The organism is Methylophilus sp. VKM B-3414 (assembly GCF_032248435.1).
GTDB lineage: Bacteria > Pseudomonadota > Gammaproteobacteria > Burkholderiales > Methylophilaceae > Methylophilus > Methylophilus glucosoxydans.
The window spans coordinates 263,632-281,963 of record NZ_JAVTLI010000001.1; the positions used below are offsets into that span (position 1 = coordinate 263,632).

Below are 18,332 nucleotides of genomic sequence, written 5' to 3' on the forward strand. Positions count from 1 at the left end.
TGCATGTCTGTCGTTTGTGATGGGCGATGCACACTATTAAAGTTGAATAACCTTGTCACAAGAAAATACCCCTGCAAACACGACGTTTGCTGATTTGAATTTGTGCGCGCCTGTGTTGCGCGCGATTGCCGATGCCGGCTATACCTCACCGACGCCGATTCAGGCGCAGGCGATTCCTTATGTATTGCGCGGTGGCGATTTACTGGCCGGTGCGCAAACCGGGACAGGCAAAACCGCTGGCTTTACCTTGCCGATTTTGCATCGCTTGTCTGAAACCCCGTTAAAACAAACTGCCGCAGGCAAGCCGCGTTGCCTGATTCTGTCGCCAACGCGCGAGCTGGCGGCGCAGATCGGCGAGTCAGTGACCACTTACGGTAAATATCTGCCGCTGAAAAGCATGGTGGTGTTTGGCGGGGTGGGCATTAACCCGCAAATCAGCCGCCTGAAAAAACCACTCGATATCATGGTGGCGACGCCGGGCCGCTTGCTCGACCTCACCAACCAGAAGGCGCTGGATTTGTCTGGCATTGAAATTCTGGTGCTGGATGAAGCCGATCGCATGCTGGATATGGGCTTTATTCACGACATTAAAAAAGTGCTGGCCTTGCTGCCCAAGCAGCGGCAAAACCTGCTGTTCTCGGCGACGTTTTCCGATGAAATCAAACAGCTGGCAGATAATCTGCTGAATAACCCGGACCTGGTGGAAGTGGCGCGGCGGAACACCTCAAACGCGCTGATTGAGCAAAGCGTGCATATGGTGCCGCAGTCGCACAAGCGTGAGATGGTGAGCTTTTTGATCAAGCAACATCAGTGGGAGCAAGTGCTGGTGTTTACGCGTACCAAACATGGCGCGAACCGGCTGGCGGAGAAGCTGGTAAAAGACGGTATCCCGGCCATGGCGATTCATGGCAACAAGAGTCAGAATGCCCGCACGGCGGCGCTGGCCGAGTTTAAAGCGGGGGGAATCACCGCGCTGGTGGCGACCGATATTGCCGCACGTGGCCTGGATATTGACCAGCTGCCGCAAGTGGTGAATTTTGAGCTGCCTAACGTGCCCGAAGACTATGTGCATCGCATCGGCCGGACTGGCCGTGCTGGTGCCACTGGGGCGGCGGTGTCGCTGGTGGATAGGGAAGAACTCAAATTGTTGAAAGACATTGAGAAGCTGATTAAGCGTGAGATCCCCAAGCTGCCTGTAGAGGGCTTTGTCGCCCCCGAAAAAAGCAGTGAAGAGCCGGATCGGCCATCACGGACTCAGCCTCGCGGTCAACGGCCAGCGCCTAAATCAGCGCAGGCGCCCCGTGACGCATCGCGTAGTCAGAAACCAGGCCAACCCAGACAACATCAGCCTAAACCAGGCCAAGCCAACGCTGCCCCAAGCAACCCGCGCAACGCTGGACAACACGCTGGCCAGAAAAAACCGGCGAATGCGTCTGGACATCCAGCTGGCCAGCAAAAATCCGCGCGTCAGCCTGGAGGTCACAAACCACAAGGCGGCGCGTTATTTAGCGCCAGACCGGTGCCGAAAGCAGGTTAATGCGGATTTGGGTGGATGCCGATGCCTGCCCGGGCGTGATCAAGGACATCCTGTTTCGGGCGGCGGAGCGTAGTCAGGTCATGACTACCTTTGTCGCCAACAAAGTGCTCTATGTGCCACCCTCAGCCTATTTGCGCGCCTTGCAAGTTTCCAAGGGCTTTGATGTGGCAGATAACGAGATCGTGGCGATGCTGGAAGCGGGCGATTTGGTGATTACGGCAGATATCCCGCTTGCCGCGCAGGTGATTGAAAAGCAAGCGCATGCGTTGAATCCACGCGGGGAGTTTTATTCGGCAGAGAATATCCGCGAGCGACTGGCTATGCGCGACTTTATGGAATCACTACGCGCCAGCGGGGTGGAAACGCAGGGCCCCAATGCCATGCAGGCGTCTGACCGTCATGCGTTCGCGCGGCAACTGGATCAGTTTTTGGCGCGCAAACGCATGGCTTAACTAGCCTTGCTAAGCGTATGCGTTGATTACCGTTTGACGTCTGCTGCCAAGGTTGCGTCTGTATAGCAGGCCAAGCAACAGGCCGCCCGCCAACAGATTCAGGCTAATGCTGGATTCAGGCACCGGTGTTACGACCGACCAACCGATAGCTGCCATGCCTGCATAATCCAGATCGGTAAAATATTTGCGTGTGCCCGGGGTAATGTCTGGGTCCATCACCGTCTCCTGCAGTGTTCCGCCAACCGTGCTCATGGTGCCGGGCGCCCAGTGAGCCAGGTCATTGCTGAGGGCGACGGTCCCGGTTTCGCTACTGTTAAAATTGCTGCCGTTGACCTGTGCTTCAAAGGAGGGGGCCAGGCCAAAGCCAAGCACGTGGGCAATTTCGTGTACGGCCACCGTGTAAAAATCAAATTGGGTATTGGTCAAACCTGCCTGATCCTGGCCAAAATACCATGAGGTTGAACTGTTGAAGCTGATCATGCCACCCCAGGTGGCAAAGTCGGTGGCACTGTTACCCGTGGTGTTAGTCTGGCCACGGTCGACGGCGTTGGCGCAAAAACTGCCTAGCCCACTACATGAATAGCCGCCGGACCCGCCTGCGCCAATGGTGAAGCCACCAAGGTTATCGCTACCCACATATATTTTGATCACATTTGCCGCCACACTCAGATTGGAGAGCGTTTGCGTCTGATTAATATCCGAGGGGTCAAGAATCAGACCCTGGAAGTTGTTGAGGCCGCCTGAATTAATGGCGCTTAGTGAGTCGGTAATACGGGTTTCAAACACCGAGGCAGCCGCATTGAGGGTTTGAATGTTGGTGCTGTTAAAGAAGCCGCTGGTATCGTAACTAAAGTCAAATTGGATATCAATATTGGCAAATGCGGACGGGGACGCCACGAGCAGGGCAGTGAGAGACCAGGTTAACAATTTCATCGCAGACGTATCCTCTTGATAAGTAATTTAGAGTTGTTTTAATCGCAGTATAGCGATTTTATGTCTGCTGTTGAGCATACTGCCGTGTCTGGGCTAAAAATAGCCATGATGCATCCTGCGTTTAGGGCAAAATGCGACAGCATGCCACCCGATGGGGACTGCAAGAGGCTTAAGCCGACTGATATAGATGGTGCTGCTGGATATACTGGAGCACAGACGCAGGCAACTGGTCTGTCAAATTCTGGCCTGGATGCGCCAGTGCTGCACGGATGCCGGTCGAGGAAATCGCCGGCGGGCTCTCGGGCAAATAGCCGATGAAGCCATGCGTAGCGGCTGCACACTGGCTGGCAAAGGCCTCGATAGCCACGAACTTTTCCGTGTGTTCTGCATGTAACACAAGCCTGGATGCCAAGTCTGCACGGTGCACAACCAACAGATGGCAATACTCCAGCAGCTCCTGCCAGCGGTGCCAGGTCGGCAATTGCTGGTAGCTATCCTGGCCAATGAGCAGGCAGAGGGATTGCTCGGGGAAACGCTGGCGGAGCAGGTGTAACGTCTCTATGGTGTAAGAGGGGCCCTGGCGATCCAGTTCACAGCTGTCGAGCACGTATTGCGGATGCGCCTGAATGGCAAGCTTGACCATGGCAGCACGGTGTTGCGCCGTAACCGCCGGGGCAGTCTTGTGCGGAGGCAAGGCGGCAGGCACAAAGCGGATTTGCGTACAGTGCAGCGTGTCAAGCACGGTCTGCGCGAGCGCCAGATGCCCGTTGTGAATGGGGTTAAAGGTGCCGCCGAAAATGCCTATGCATTCCATCTTCATGACTCTTTGGGTAGATTATGGCGTTGCGCATCTAGCATTGCACAAGCCAAACGCCTGCCAGCGTGATTAAGCGCGGACGTGGCCGTCACCCAGAACGACATACTTGAGGGAGGTTAAGCCTTCCAGACCGACCGGGCCACGCGCATGCAGTTTGTCGGTAGAAATACCGATTTCTGCACCAAAGCCATATTCAAAGCCATCGGCAAAGCGGGTAGAGGCATTGACCATGACACTGCTGGAGTCCACTTCACGCAAAAACTGGCGTGCCTTGGTGTAGTTTTCGGTCACAATCGCCTCGGTGTGCTGGCTGGAATACTGGTTGATATGCGCAATCGCTTCATCCACGCCACTGACTACTTTGCACGAGATAATCGAGGCCAGATATTCGGTGTAATAGTCTTCTTCAGTCGCCGCCTTTGCCTGTGGAACGATGGCACGCGTTTCGTCGCAACCACGGATTTCCACGCCTTTGCCTAGCAGCATCTCGGCCAGTTGAGGCAGGGCCGTGTTGGCGATGCTGCGTGCGACCAGTAGTGACTCTGCCGTGTTGCAGGTGCCCAGTCGCTGGGTTTTGGCGTTTTCGAGAATACGCACGGCTTTGGCCAGGTCAGCTTCGTCATCGACATAGACATGGCAGTTACCATCCAAGTGTTTGATCACCGGGATGCGGGCATCGTTGCTGATACGCTCGATCAGGCCTTTGCCGCCGCGTGGCACGATCACATCGACATATTGCTTCATGGTGATGAGTTCACCGACGGCAGCGCGGTCAGTGGTCTCGACCACGAGCACGGCCGCTTGTGGCAAGCCCGCTTGTTGCAGACCCTGATGCACGAGCTTGGCCAGCGCCTGGTTGCAATGGATGGCCTCGGAGCCGCCGCGCAGAATGCAGGCGTTGCCGGATTTGATACACAAACCCGCCGCATCGACCGTCACATTAGGACGGGCCTCGTAAATAATGCCGATCACGCCCAGCGGTACGCGCATCTGGCCGATCTGGATGCCGGAAGGACGGTATTTGAAATTGCTCATTTCGCCAATTGGGTCTGGCAGGCTGGCAATTTGTTCCAGGCCTTCTGCCATGGTTGCCACCGATTTCTCGCTTAATGTCAGGCGGTCCAGCATGGCGGCTTCCATGCCATTGGCTTGGGCGGCTTGCAGATCTTGCTGGTTGGCGGCGAGCAGGGCTTTTTCATGCTGACGGATCAGGGCGGCAATATTGCGCAGCGCCTGGTTCTTGGTGTTGGTGTCAGCTTTTGCCATCAAGCGGGAGGCAGCGCGTGCCTGCTCCCCCAGTTGTTTCATATAGTGTTGAATGTCCATAATCGCTATTCTAACTGAAAACCTTAACGAGACCTGCCTGCCGCAGCTCTGGCCGTCTTGTTGGCTGCCATGCGGGCAATGCCTGTACATAGCCTTGACAGCTCCAGCCAGGCATCGCCATCGCCTACGCCTTTTGCCATGCGGTCTATGTCAGACAGTTTTTGCAAAGCAGCTTCGATATGTTTTTGCGGTAAAAATTCCAGCGCGCGCCTGACTAATTGCTGGCGGTCACCAAATAGCCTGGCCTGACTCAGCGCTGCTTGCATGGCGACGCCTTGTTGCATGGCCAGCCTGACTTGCAACAATGGGCGGAACAGCCAAATCAGCGGATTCATGACCGCCACCGCGGTTTCGCCTTCTTCGCGCAGGCCTTCCAGCATGCGCATGACGCGTTGCGGGTCGCCTTGCAACATGGCTTCCCCCAGTTGCGAGACGTCAAAGCGGGCCACATTAAGCACGCATTGGCGAATGGCGTCTTCACTGAGCGGGCCGGGTGGGTAGAGCAAGCCAAGTTTTTGGATTTCCTGATGGGCAGCCAGCAGATTGCCTTCGACCTGCTCGGCAATAAAGCGACGCGAGGCTTCATCTGCAGTTTGCTGTTGCATGGCCAGTCGCTGCGCAATCCACTCCGGTAGTTGTGCCAGCGGCACCTGGTTCAGTACCAGCAGCACCCCATGTTGCGACAGGGCTTCGTACCAGGCGCTGCTGGTCATGTCACGGTCTGGGGCGGGCAGCGTAAGGATGATGGTGGTATCAGCCGCAGGCTGTTCTGCCAGTTGCTGCAAGGCTTTGGCGCCTTCCACGCCGGGCTTGCCGGTGGGGAGGTTGATTTCAAGAATGCGTTGCTCGGCAAACAGCGAAAAGCTCTGCAGAAACTGGCTGACTTGTCCCCAGTTGAAGTAGCGCTCCACTGTAAAACTGGCACGCTCTTGCGCGCCATGTTGTCGTGCGGCGAGGCGGATCTGGTCTATGGCCTCGGTGATGGAGAGGGGCTCATCGCCCGCCAGCACGAACAAATGCTGTTTGGGAGGCAAATATTGCGTAAGTTGCGCCGCCTGAATGCGCATGGCTATTCGGCTTTTTTAAGGGCAGACAGTCGTCGCATGATGCCGTTGAGCACGTCTAACTGCATGCTGTCACTGAGCATTTTTTGCTCGGCCTGCTTGGCCAGCAAGTTGGCGTCGTTATAGGTATAGTCACGACGGCCTTCCATGATCAACGGCAGTGCCCAAGTTGGCTCACCGGTGACTTTGGTACGGTATTGCACGCGGTAGTACAGCTCGTATTCTCGCACCACCCCGGTCCCGCTCAGAGACAGAATACGTTGTTCGTTTTCTTCTTTGAGCAGTTCCAGCTGTAGTTCAGCTTCTTCTGCGTCGGTCACAACCTTGACACCCTGTTCTACCAAGGCCTTTTTGAGCGCAATGTTGATTTGCGTAGAGCCCTTGATGAAAATGGTTTTAAAGGCAATCGGTGACGGTTGGCGCAGGTGAAACCCGCAAGCAGACAAGAGCGCCGTCAGCACGGCGATGCTGCACCACAGGGTGATCGCGTGAATCCAGCGGGTAGGGGTTGTCTGCTGCACAATGCGCTCCTCGAAAGAAAGGGCTAAGCCACCACAATATTAATCAGTTTGTTGGGCACGACGATGATTTTTTTCACGCTGCCTTCATTCAGGAATTTTTGGACGAAGTCCTGATTAACGGCAGTCGCTTCAATCTGCTCTTTGGCCATGCTCTTGGGGATGCTGATGCTGCCACGCAGCTTGCCATTGACCTGCACCACGTATTCCACCTCGTCCTGTACCAGGGCTGAGTTGGCTGGTTCTGGCCATTTGGCAGACAGAATGTCTTCGCCAAGTTTGAGCGATTGCCACATGACTTGCGTGATGTGCGGTGCAATCGGTGATAACAGGCGCAACAGGATGCTGTAGCCTTCAAACGCCACGGCGATCCAGTCTTTTTCTGCCTCTTTTTGCACTTTCTCCAGCGTGTTGAGGATTTTCATGCAGGCAGAGGCCACCGTGTTGAACTGTAGCTTGCCCAGATCGACATTGGCCTGTTTGAGCACGCTGTGCACTTCACGTCTGTGGTTGGCCAGCTCGCCGGTCAGTTTGTTTGGCAGGTCAGCAGGTGTTTGTTGGGACAAGACATGGCCAAAATTCCATACCCGTTTCAAGAAACGGTGTGAGCCTTCCACGCCACTGTCTGACCACTCCAGCGTTTGTTCTGGCGGCGCCGCAAACATCATGAAGAAGCGGGCAGTATCCGCACCATATTGTTCAATCAGCGATTGCGGGTCGACGCCGTTACGCTTGGACTTGGACATGGTGCCTATGCCCTGGTAGTCAATCGCCGAGCCATCTTTGAGCAGCTTGGCACCGGTCACCTTGCCGTTGTTATCGTGTACCAGCTCGACTTCTTCCGGCGCAAAATATTCAATACCGCCTTTAGCCGTACGGCGCGAGAAAATATGATTCAGCACCATGCCTTGTGTCAGCAGGTTGGCAAATGGCTCATCATAATTGACCAGGCCGAGGTCGCGCATGACCTTGCTCCAGAAGCGGGAGTAGAGCAGGTGCAGAATTGCGTGTTCAATGCCGCCAATATACTGGTCTACCGGCATCCAGTGGTTGGTCTGTGCATCCACCATGGCTTCATTGCTAAAGCCTGAGGCATAGCGTGCGTAGTACCAACTGGAATCGACAAAGGTATCCATGGTGTCAGTTTCGCGCTTGGCGGGCTGGCCACATTTTGGGCAGGTGCAGTTTAAAAAGTCTTCGCGCTTGTTGAGCGGATTGCCTGAACCATCCGGGACACAATCTTCCGGTAATTTCACCGGCAGCTGGTCGTCGGGCACAGGCACATCGCCACAGCTGTCGCAATGAATGATCGGAATCGGGCAACCCCAGTAGCGCTGACGGGAAACGCCCCAGTCGCGCAGGCGCCAGTTGGTCTGCTTGCCGCCCAGATTTTTTTCTGCCAGATCTGCTGCCACAGCCTCAACTGCTTCTGCATAGCCCAGATCGTTATATTTGCCAGAGTGGATGCAGACGCTTTTGGTTTTATCGCCATACCACTCTTGCCAGGCTGCCAGGTCAAATTCCTGACCGAGCACGCTGATCACTTGTTTGATCGGCAAATTGTATTTTTTAGCAAAGCCGAAATCACGTTCATCGTGCGCAGGCACGGCCATCACGGCGCCTTCGCCATAGGTCATGAGGACATAGTTGCCTATCCACACCGGCACTTGCTCGCCGGTCATCGGGTGGGTGACGGTCAGGCCGGTGTCCATGCCTTCTTTTTCCATGGTGGCCATGTCAGCTTCCATGACGGAGCCTTGCTTGCATTTGTCGATAAATGCTTGCAGCGCCGGGTTTTGTTGCGCAGCTTGTGTCGCCAGCGGATGCTCGGCTGCCACGGCACAGAAGGTCACGCCCATGATGGTGTCGGCACGGGTGGTGAATACCCACAGTTTGCCGTCATCAATCAATTGGCCATCATTGTTTTTGATGTCGTGCGTAAATGCAAAACGCACGCCCACGCTCTTGCCTATCCAGTTGGCCTGCATGGTTTTGACACGCTCTGGCCAGCCTGGCAGTTTGTCCAGATCATCCAGCAATTGCTGTGCGTAACTGGTGATGTTGAGGTAGTAGCCAGGGATTTCGCGTTTTTCTACGATCGCCCCCGTGCGCCAGCCGCGGCCATCAATCACCTGCTCATTGGCGAGCACGGTCTGGTCGACTGGGTCCCAGTTCACCACCTGGGTTTTTTTGTAGGCGATGCCTTTTTCCAGCATGCGCAAAAACAGCCACTGGTTCCATTTGTAATAGTCAGGCTGGCAGGTGGCCAGCTCGCGGCTCCAGTCGATGGCAAAGCCCAGTGACTTCAACTGCTTGCGCATGTAGGCAATGTTGTCATATGTCCATTGCGCTGGTGGCACGCTATTCTGAATCGCCGCGTTCTCGGCAGGCAAGCCAAACGCATCCCAACCCATGGGCTGCAACACGTTAAAGCCTTTCATATGGTGATAGCGGCTTAATACGTCGCCGATGGTGTAGTTACGCACATGCCCCATATGCAACTTGCCACTTGGGTAGGGGAACATCGACAAGCAATAGTATTTGGGCTTGTGACTGTCTGCCTTGGCCTGAAAACTCAGCTTGCTGTCCCAGTGCTGTTGGGCCTGTTGCTCGACTTCTTTAAATGGATACTGCTGTTGCATGCTGAAATGGGTTTGAAATAAAAAACAAGATTATACCTGACTAAGGTTCTGCTGGATGGTGGGTATGATTTTCCTGAAGCGGAATTTTTAACGCCTGCATATCCACGTAAGTGGTGGTTGATATTAACCAATTCTGAATCGGATTGGTTTTTTTGGACCAGTGATTAAATTGATTTATCATTAATATATAGTCATAAAATAGATTATTTTTATAATAATCATATGGTTAATAATTATCGCGATATGTTGGCATGCTGTTTGCAGCCTTGACACACTCTGTTGTCATTTTTGGGGTTACACACATGCAAAAACCAAGAAAAAAACTGATTGTCGTTGCGACGGCATTTTCATTACACGCCTATGCGCTACAGGGGCTGGCAGAAGACCAGTCTCAAGCGAGCAAGTCGGTGGCGCTGGATAAACTCGAAGTCCGTGGCATTTTGCCCGACCGCCTGGACTCCGTGCCGGGGTCATACGATTTAATTGATGAAAAAGCACTGATGGAGCGCCGCCCATTCTCAATTCAGGAAGCGTTGAACAATGTGCCTGGTGTGAATGTCGTTGGGGAGAATACATTTGGTTTGGGCGTGAATATCGGGATTCGAGGATTAAACCCTCGCCGGACTTCACGTACCTTGTTAATGGAAGATGGGATGCCTATCTTTCTGGCGCCTTATGGAGATCCGGCAGCACATTACACCACACCGCTTGAGCGTGTACAGCGTATTGAAGTTGTGAAGGGGTCCGGCCAGATTCTTTATGGACCACAGACCGTGGGCGGCATGATCAACTTCGTGACTCGACCTGTGCCAACGGATGGTCAAGTGCATGGAAATGTACAGGCGACGTTGGGTAACCATGACTTTAGCAGTCTTTACGGCACGATAGGCGCTGGTGATGAGCGTGGAGGACTGATGATAGATGCCCTACATAAAAAAGGCGATGGCATCCGCAAGCATCATGACTTTGAGATTCAGGAGTATACGGCGAAAGGACAGTTAAACTTGTCGGACCGACATACGTTGATTGCTAAAGCCAGTTATTTCCGCGAGGACTCGCATGTATCAGAAACCGGTTTGGGCCTTGTGGAGTATAACGAAGATAAGTATCAGGCACCTACTGGCAAGAATGATGTGTTTCAGCATGAGCGGACTACCTTTCAATTGCAGCACCTGTTTCAGGTCAATGAGCAGGTGAAATTGAGTACGCAAGCGTATTATGCAAAATCTCAACGGGCATCATTCAGGCAAATCAACAACCCAGGTGAAAATGCGGGTCGATCCCAACTGGAAAGATGTCCAGCAGGCATTGGCGGTAATGGTAACCCTAATCTGGCGTTAGCTGATCAATGCGGCGGGCGTTGGCGGCCACGTGAGTTTGAATATTGGGGGATTGAGCCACGTCTGGATATTCAACACAGCCTATTCGGGATCGAAAGTAATGCAGTATTGGGCTTCAGATATCATAAGGAAGACATCGATCGTAAACAATATCGTGGTGATGACGCCCGTTTCCAACATCTGGGTTTTGCCCAAACGACCTTGCCACGAGAAGATATTAAAATTGAAGTAGAAGCAAAGTCCTATTACGCACAGAATACCTTCTATGTTGGAGACTGGACATTTACGCCCGGTTTGAGACTAGAGGATATCCGGATTAAAACGGATGTGATGCGTGCAGATGGTAACCCCCAAAATAACCCTGAGTCCAAGTTAACGAATAATCAAACTAAGTTATTGCCAGGATTGGGTTTGACCTGGAATGGCTTTGAGAAAACAACTTTATTTGCGGGTGTGCACAAAGGTTTTGCACCACCACGTCCTGACCGTGACCTTTTTGCTGAAAATGGTGCGAATACAGCCGTTGTGAGTAAAACCAAGCCAGAGGAGAGTATTAATTGGGAGTTAGGTTTAAGATCGAGTTTCTTTAAAGGCGTTACATTTGAGAGTACCTTATTCCACACGGTCTTTGATGATATTGTCGTCGCTGGGCCTGTACAGGGCACATTCATTAATGGTGGTCAGTCTGAACAGAATGGTATCGAGTTTGGTGGTCGAATTAATTTTGGGCAGATTTACAACACTTCGCACAACTTCTACATCGCAGGCTCTTACACTAACTTGTTCACTGCTAAATTTAAAAAAACCAATGCAGCAGCTAATATTGTAGACGGTGATCGCTTGCCATATGCCCCTCGGCATCTTGCTTCTTTAAGCTTTGGTTACGAGCATCCGGTTGGTCTTGATGCACGTATCGGGGTGGATTATGTGAGCCGTCAGGAAGAGGATGTGTCCTTCAGAGCCGGCCGTAATAGTGCGAATGTATTGCGAGGGGTGACAGGTGATATTCCATCTTACGCGCTCATTAACGCGACTGTGAATTACAGACCGGTTGGGAGTCGCATGACTTATTTTGCCAGCGCTTATAATCTGGGTGATCGCGAATATCTTGCTAGCCGTGTCGATGGTATGGTGGCAGGACGCCAGCGCCAGGTGTTTGGTGGCATACGTTACGATTTCTAATCGTAACGTCCATAAAAAAAAGCCCGCAACTTGCGGGCTTTTTGATTTGAAGAAATTATTTCAATGCTACAAAGATTTCTTCTTTAATGGTATTCAATTCACCCAGGCCATTGACCTTGACGTATTGCGGCGCACCGCTGACGCCGGATTTAGCCCAATCAGAATAGTAGCCGATCAGTTGCTCGGTCTGGTTGTGGTAAACCTCCAGACGCTTCAATACCACTTCTTCCTTGTCATCATCGCGTTGTACCAGGTCTTCGCCGGTGACATCATCTTTGCCTTCCACTTTTGGCGGGTTGAATTTGACATGGTAGGTACGACCTGAAGCCGGGTGGCTGCGGCGGCCACTCATGCGCTCAACGATGGCAGCGTCCGGCACATCAATCTCAACCACGTAGTCAATGCCTACGCCGGCCTGTTTCATGGCTTCGGCTTGCGGAATGGTGCGCGGAAAGCCGTCAAACAGGAAACCATTGGCGCAGTCGGCATCTTTAATGCGTTCTTTGACCAGGCCGATAATGACTTCGTCTGGTACCAGGCCGCCGGCATCCATGAATTTTTTGGCTTCCAGACCTAATTGGGTGCCTGCCTTGACTGCTGCGCGCAACATATCGCCGGTGGAAATTTGCGGAATATTGAATTTTTCTTTGATAAAGGTGGCTTGTGTCCCTTTACCGGCACCAGGGGCGCCCAGCAGAATCAAACGCATAACATGCTCCAAAAATGGGTAAGAATAAAAAAACAGAATTATATCAGGCTCTGTTTTAAAGCAGATTTAAAATCAGCTTAAGGCTGCACACAATCGCAAATTGGCTAGCCTCTGCTAAGTGACTATTTTGTTATTAACTTGTTGATATGAATGGTTTTATGATTGATTTTGGCTTGCCAGATAATTGCTGATCGCCACAAACTCGGCCACGCTGAGATTTTCGGCGCGTAACTGCGAATCGATATTCAACGCGCTGAAGCCTGCATCATCCAGCAGTCCTTTCAGCGTGTTGCGCAAGGTTTTGCGGCGCTGGCCAAACGCGGCGGTGACCACTTTGGCAAACAGGGCTTCGTCAGTCGCCGGGAAAGGCAGGCTGGCGTAAGGCAAGCAGCGGACAAAGGCAGACTCGACTTTCGGTGCCGGATCAAAGGCTTCGGGCGGCACGGTGACCAGATATTCCATCTGCAAACGGTATTGCAGCATGACCGACAGGCGGCCATATTCAGCGTTGGAGGGGGCGGCGACCATACGCTCGACCACCTCTTTTTGCAGCATAAAGTGCATGTCTATGATTTGCGCCGTGTTTTCGAGCAGCTTGAACAGGATGGGGCTGGAGATGTTATAGGGCAGGTTGCCGACGACGCGGATGCGTTCACCCAGGGTGCCGAAGTCAAACTTGAGCACATCCGAATTGTGGATGGTAATTTTTTGCGCCGGATAAAAGCCTTGCATCCATTGAATGATGTCACGGTCGATTTCGACGACGTGCAAGTGGTTCAGCTGTTTGAGCAAAGGCTGTGTCATGGCGCCCAGCCCCGGGCCGATTTCCACCATCAGATCCTCCGCTTGCGGATGAATGGCATTGATCAGGTTCTGGATAATGCTCTGGTCAATCAGGAAGTTCTGACCAAACTTTTTCTTGGCGATATGTTTCATTTGTGGTGAGTCTTGCGGGTATGCGAAAGTGCAATGGCGAGCTGGATGGCGCTCAGCATGCTGCCGATATCGGCTTGACCGCTGCCCGCAATATCCAGCGCCGTGCCGTGATCGACCGAGGTGCGGATAATGGGCAAGCCCAGCGTCACATTGACACCTTGGCCAAAACTGGCATGTTTGAGCACGGCCAGGCCCTGATCATGGTACATGGCCAGAAACGCATCGGCATGGGCCAGGTTTTTCTGCGAAAACATGGTATCTGCGGGCAGGGCGCCTACCAGTTGCATGCCCTCTGCGCGCAACTGTGTCAGCACCGGGTTAATCGTGTCGATTTCTTCCATGCCCAGATAGCCATCTTCCCCTGCATGCGGGTTCAGTCCGGCGACATAGATGCGTGGTTGCGGGATGCCGAAGGTGTGTACCAGATCATGGTGCAAAATACGCAGCGTGGTGGTGAGCGAGGCTTGCGTAATGGCGGCGCTGACTTGGGTCAGTGGTAAATGGGTGGTCGCCAGAGCCACGCGCATGCCTCCCCCCACCAGCATCATCACTACTTGTGCAGTGCCTGTTTTTTCTGCCAGATATTCGGTGTGGCCAGTAAATGCAATGCCGGCTTGGTTGATGATGCCTTTGTGCACGGGGGCGGTCACCATGGCATCAAATCCCCCGGTCTGGCAACCTGCCAGCGCGCGGTCCAGCATCTCTAGTACGGTGCGGCCATTCCGGGGATCCAGTTTGCCTGCTACGACGGGGGCGGCCGTTGGGATGGGCAGCACGGTCAGCGTGCCATCGCCTGCGTGGGAGTGAAGTGGCCGGACGTCCGTGTGTATGGTGAGTGGCATGCCCAGTTGCGCAGCGCGTGCCTGTAAAGCTTGCGGATCAGCCAGTACCACAATCTCTGCTGGCAGGGCGGTATGCGCCAGCTTGACGCAAACATCCAGGCCGATGCCTGCAGGCTCGCCAGACGTAATGGCAATTTTGGGCAAAGCGTTCATGGATGGTGCAGATGCGCCGGTTTCAGTGCGCTGCACTTAAAACTTGTCTTCCAGCCGCATTTCGACAAACGCCTTGTCGCGCAACTCATGAACCCAGTCGTTGTAAGCTTCTTCAGCCTTGCGTGCACGGATTTCCTGACGCGCTTTCAAGCGTTTGGATTCTTTGGACATGTCCTGTTTACGGCGCTCCAGCACCTGGATCAAATGCCAGCCAAACTGGCTACGGACAGGGGCGCTGACTTCGTTGATGGCCAATTCTGCCATGGTTTTTTCAAATACCGGCACGGTGTCACCCGGGCTGATCCAACCTAAATCGCCACCGTTGGAGGCGCTGCCATCGTCCGAATACTGGCGTGCCATGTCCTGGAATGGTGTACCGTGGTCTATACGCTCTTTAATGCCTTCTATTTTCTGTCTTGCTTCCTTGTCCGACAACACCTCGTTCGGTTTGAGCAGAATATGGCGGACATGGGTCTGGTCAACAATCAGCGTACTGGCGCCCGCACGTCTTTCATTGAGCTTTAGGATATGCACACCGCTTGCACTGCGGATTGGGCGAGAGATACCGCCGGGCTGCATGGTTTTAACCAGTTCAAGAAACTGGGCAGGCATCTGCTGACCACTGCGCCAGCCCAGGCCGCCGCCGTCCAGCGCATTTGGTGCATCCGAAAAGTTGGCCGAGGCTTTTTCAAAACTCATGCCGTCCGCCAGCGCTTTCATGATTTGTTCGGTACGTGCTTTGGCTTTTTGAATGTCGTCTGGGCCGCTGTCTTCGGGCAGGCGAATCAAAATCTGCGAGATGTTAAATTCATCCAGTTCGCCTTCTTTTTCCTGTGTCGTCAAGTAGTTATCAATTTCCGCTTCAGAAATATTTACTTTGTTATCAACATCGCGCTCGCGCAGACGGGCGATGATGATGTCATTGCGGATATCTTCACGGAATTTGTAAAAGTTGGTGCCATCTTCTTCGAGCGCTTTTTTAAACGCAGGCAAGGTGAGGTTGTTTTGTTCGGCAATCCGGTCTATGGTTTTGTCCAACTGCGCATCATCCACCTTGATGCCAGTTTGTGCTGCGAGTTGCAATTGCAGGCTATCGACAATCAGCCGCTCCAAAATCTGTTTCTGCAACGCTTCATCGGGCGGCAGGTCAGCGCCTTTTTTGAGCATTTGTGCTTTCACATATTCCATACGGTTCAGCATTTCACGCTCGGTAATTACGGATTGATCGACCACGGCAATAATGCGGTCCATTTTTTCAATCGGTTTTTTTTCTGCCGCGAATAAGGTTGCAGACTGTGCTGTGATGAGCAAAGCGGTACTCAACGTGAGGATTAAATTCAGTATATGTTTCATCATTGCGCGTTCTGGTCTCTGTAAATTGCCGGGATATCATAAGTGCGCATATAAGTTGGGATATTGCGCTTGATCACATTCAGCGGGTTGGCACCAATAGAGGTCAGCCCACCGAGTTCGAGTTGAAAAAACATGCCGTAGTTCGCATTGGCCGTCGCTGTTTGCACACGTTGCATGACAGCACGTGCCTGCCAGCAGCCCGCATCATACTCAAGTCCGCCCAAAAACTGTACTGCATTGGCGTCACGGATAGAGTAGTTCAATCGGCTGATGCCGTACCAACCGGAGCCTAGTGGCCATTGCGCTGAAGTATCGATTTGCTCCAGCGTGTTAGCCGTGTAACGGTAGCCGAAGGTAAACGATTTGCCTGGTTCAGGGTTATAGCGCAGCAAGTAATTGTTGCGCTGCATATTGCTTCTTTCTGTATCGTATTGCCAGAAAGTATCCAGATTCAAGCGACTGGAGAGCCTTGCCGTGAAGCCAGCCAGAATGTCCGAGGATTTACTGATACTGGTGGTGGTATTGGGTAGTGTGACTTTCTGGTCTTCAAAATAATAGCGCTGCGCCAGCGTGCCACTCAGGCGCTCAATGCCGGTTTCACTGTCAATCAGACGGCTGGTGAGGGCCAGTGTCATCTGGTTGGCATTATTGACACGGTCATCGCCACTGAACTGATTTTCATAAAAAATCGAGTTCTGGTTCAAGGTGTTGAGCGAGGTGTCAAAAATCGGAAGCTTGCTCTGGTCTTTATAAGGGATATACACATAGTATGCCCGTGGTTCCAGCGTATGCGTATACGTGGTATCAAACAAGCTGGTCTGACGGTCAAAATACAGACCAGAATCCACGCTCATGATAGGCAGCGTACGATTCAACTGATTGTATTCCTGAGAATATCCTACTGGTATATTGTTGCTCAAACTGTATTGCGTACTTTGCACACCAATTTTTGGCGTCACATAAGCGTAAGAGTTTTTCATCGGGTATGAAATCGAAGGGTAGACACTCATGCGACTGCCGCTAGGCTTGTCTACCATGCCATCCATGGTTTGAAAGTTAACGTATTGCGCCCCTGTCTGAACATGGAAACCTTTGAAATCATCGTTGTAGGTTAACGTAAGCTGAGGTAATCGCTGATAAACAAAGGACACGTTATCCAGGTTTTGGTAGCGCTGAAGGATGCCGTTAAAGGTGACGTGCTCACTGTTGTAATTGGCAAACACGGCTTGTTGCAAGTTCACGCGAGAAGTGACCTGAATCCGGGTCGCCAGGTCTGAAAAGTAAGTATCATCAGAAACCTTTTCAAAGCTGTAGCCGCCAGACCAGTTACTGCCAAAGCTTTGTAAATGCGTGAGCTTGGCGTAGTAACGGGTTTGCCCCGTCATGTTGTCTTTATCCAGATACTCCAGATTGTTGATGCCGGAATAGGTTTCGCCCAGATAGCGGAACTCTCCTTGCAGTTGTAGGCCGCGCTTGCTGAAGTAGTTGGTGGATACCGTGGCATCCATATCCGGGCTGATATTGATATAGTAAGGCGTTAAAAGCTGAAAACCGCTCCGCGAGGTCGTGCCCCACAAGGGCGCAAGAAAGCCGCTTTTACGTTGGTTGTTATACGAAAAGCTCATCCAGGGCGTGTAGAGGATAGGCACCCCTTTGAATTCGACATAGGCATTGGTTGCCACGCCGGTTCTAGAGTAATCGTTCAGTTCCAGGCTATTAGTTTTGATATACCAGTCATCCACATCCGCTGCACAAGAGGTATAGCTGGCGCCTTTCAGGCGTTTGATGTTCTGGCCTTCAAAGAGCACCTGTTTGGCGGTGGCGCGAATGTTGTCAAATGCATTGCTTTTGGTACTGGCCTGGGTGCTGTAAGACTGATTGTCTTCCAGATATCTTTTCGGGTCACTGAGTAAAATTGCCTGATCATTCAGCAAGGGACTACCGTCCTCATCGTTGGGCGGTGGCGGGCTACTTTTGAATTCAATGGATACATCACGCATTTCACCGATGTTTTCGCTCAGGCGCATGCGCAACATGGGGCCGGTGATTTTGGTTTGACCGGCGGTAATCACCGCATTGCCTTCGACTTGCAATTCATCGTTCTGGATATCGTAGCGAATATCATCGCCCGTGACCTGTTGCCCGTCTTTGCGCATCACAGCGTTGCCCGTCGCACGCATTTGACGGTCCATGCGCAGTTGCAGGGTGTCGCCTTCAATCTCAATCGCACCTGGCAAGGTGACCGCCTCTGCCAGCTGAATTTTTTCAGGGGCAGCCTCTTCCTCAGCGCGCAAGTGCTCAGGCGAGAGTGTGCCTATGGCCAGCAATGCCAGAATCAGGCGGATTCCGCGCTCCTGAAAAGTAGATGAGTGAACGTGCAAGTTATTCAAAGAGTGATCGTTTCGGTCAGGCCTGCCGTTGGCAGCGTAATTATTACGGCGAATTTTGGGATGTTAGCCCGATGCCTTGTTTCAATTGCGCTATATTATTCATGAAAACGCTTAAAAAGTCATTTTTCCCTTAAAATG

Annotated in this window: 14 protein-coding genes; 3 read left to right on the forward strand and 11 right to left on the reverse strand. The window is 52.6% G+C overall.

The genetic code is table 11. The annotated features are described in order from the left end of the window. Positions 1–52: 52 nt before the first annotated feature. Positions 53–1,537: a DEAD/DEAH box helicase gene (locus tag Q9292_RS01220; RefSeq protein ID WP_313983767.1), complete on the forward strand. Its 1,485-nt coding sequence runs from the start codon at positions 53–55 to the stop codon at positions 1,535–1,537. Beyond that, a complete protein-coding gene (locus Q9292_RS01225) occupies positions 1,537–1,989 on the forward strand; it encodes a YaiI/YqxD family protein (protein WP_313983770.1) in 453 nt (150 codons plus the stop codon). The genes Q9292_RS01220 and Q9292_RS01225 overlap by 1 nt, the downstream gene beginning before the upstream one ends. A gap of 9 nt (positions 1,990–1,998) precedes the next feature. On the opposite strand, the gene Q9292_RS01230 is transcribed toward Q9292_RS01225, so the two are convergent. The 6 genes from Q9292_RS01230 to leuS form a co-directional block, all read right to left on the reverse strand. Then, entirely contained in the window at positions 1,999–2,922 is a 924-nt protein-coding gene (locus Q9292_RS01230; RefSeq protein WP_313983773.1) for a matrixin family metalloprotease, read from the reverse strand. Positions 2,923–3,091: 169 nt separating this feature from the next. Beyond that, positions 3,092–3,742, reverse strand: a complete 651-nt coding sequence (nadD, locus tag Q9292_RS01235; RefSeq protein WP_275356971.1) for a nicotinate-nucleotide adenylyltransferase — start codon at positions 3,740–3,742, stop codon at positions 3,092–3,094. Between the two features lie 66 nt (positions 3,743–3,808). After that, a complete protein-coding gene (locus Q9292_RS01240; protein ID WP_313983777.1) occupies positions 3,809–5,065 on the reverse strand; it encodes a glutamate-5-semialdehyde dehydrogenase in 1,257 nt (418 codons plus the stop codon). Between the two features lie 23 nt (positions 5,066–5,088). Then, entirely contained in the window at positions 5,089–6,132 is a 1,044-nt protein-coding gene (holA, locus tag Q9292_RS01245) for a DNA polymerase III subunit delta (protein ID WP_313983780.1), read from the reverse strand. Positions 6,133–6,134: 2 nt separating this feature from the next. After that, the gene (lptE, locus tag Q9292_RS01250; protein WP_275356968.1) at positions 6,135–6,650 is read right to left on the reverse strand and encodes an LPS assembly lipoprotein LptE; all 516 of its coding nucleotides are present in this window, start codon (positions 6,648–6,650) and stop codon (positions 6,135–6,137) included. Between the two features lie 23 nt (positions 6,651–6,673). Continuing rightward, positions 6,674–9,289, reverse strand: a complete 2,616-nt coding sequence (gene leuS / locus Q9292_RS01255) for a leucine--tRNA ligase (RefSeq protein WP_313983782.1) — start codon at positions 9,287–9,289, stop codon at positions 6,674–6,676. A 251-nt stretch (positions 9,290–9,540) separates the two neighbouring features. Between leuS and Q9292_RS01260 the strand changes: the two genes are divergently transcribed. Further along, on the forward strand, positions 9,541–11,811 hold the full coding sequence (locus Q9292_RS01260; RefSeq protein ID WP_313983785.1) for a TonB-dependent receptor family protein: 2,271 nt from the start codon (positions 9,541–9,543) through the stop codon (positions 11,809–11,811). A gap of 55 nt (positions 11,812–11,866) precedes the next feature. On the opposite strand, the gene adk is transcribed toward Q9292_RS01260, so the two are convergent. From adk to Q9292_RS01285, 5 genes are all read right to left on the reverse strand, one after another. Further along, entirely contained in the window at positions 11,867–12,520 is a 654-nt protein-coding gene (gene adk / locus Q9292_RS01265) for an adenylate kinase (protein WP_194747172.1), read from the reverse strand. A gap of 156 nt (positions 12,521–12,676) precedes the next feature. Beyond that, positions 12,677–13,456, reverse strand: coding sequence for a 16S rRNA (adenine(1518)-N(6)/adenine(1519)-N(6))-dimethyltransferase RsmA (rsmA, locus tag Q9292_RS01270; RefSeq protein ID WP_313983790.1), 780 nt, complete (start codon positions 13,454–13,456; stop codon positions 12,677–12,679). Next, the gene (gene pdxA, locus Q9292_RS01275; RefSeq protein ID WP_313983793.1) at positions 13,453–14,451 is read right to left on the reverse strand and encodes a 4-hydroxythreonine-4-phosphate dehydrogenase PdxA; all 999 of its coding nucleotides are present in this window, start codon (positions 14,449–14,451) and stop codon (positions 13,453–13,455) included. Before pdxA ends, rsmA begins: the two co-directional genes overlap by 4 nt. A gap of 36 nt (positions 14,452–14,487) precedes the next feature. Further along, the gene (locus Q9292_RS01280; RefSeq protein ID WP_409934462.1) at positions 14,488–15,804 is read right to left on the reverse strand and encodes a peptidylprolyl isomerase; all 1,317 of its coding nucleotides are present in this window, start codon (positions 15,802–15,804) and stop codon (positions 14,488–14,490) included. Then, positions 15,804–18,194 carry an LPS-assembly protein LptD gene (locus Q9292_RS01285; protein WP_313983799.1) on the reverse strand — a complete coding sequence of 797 codons (2,391 nt, stop codon included), beginning with the start codon at positions 18,192–18,194 and terminating at the stop codon, positions 15,804–15,806. Before Q9292_RS01285 ends, Q9292_RS01280 begins: the two co-directional genes overlap by 1 nt. Positions 18,195–18,332: the final 138 nt, after the last annotated feature.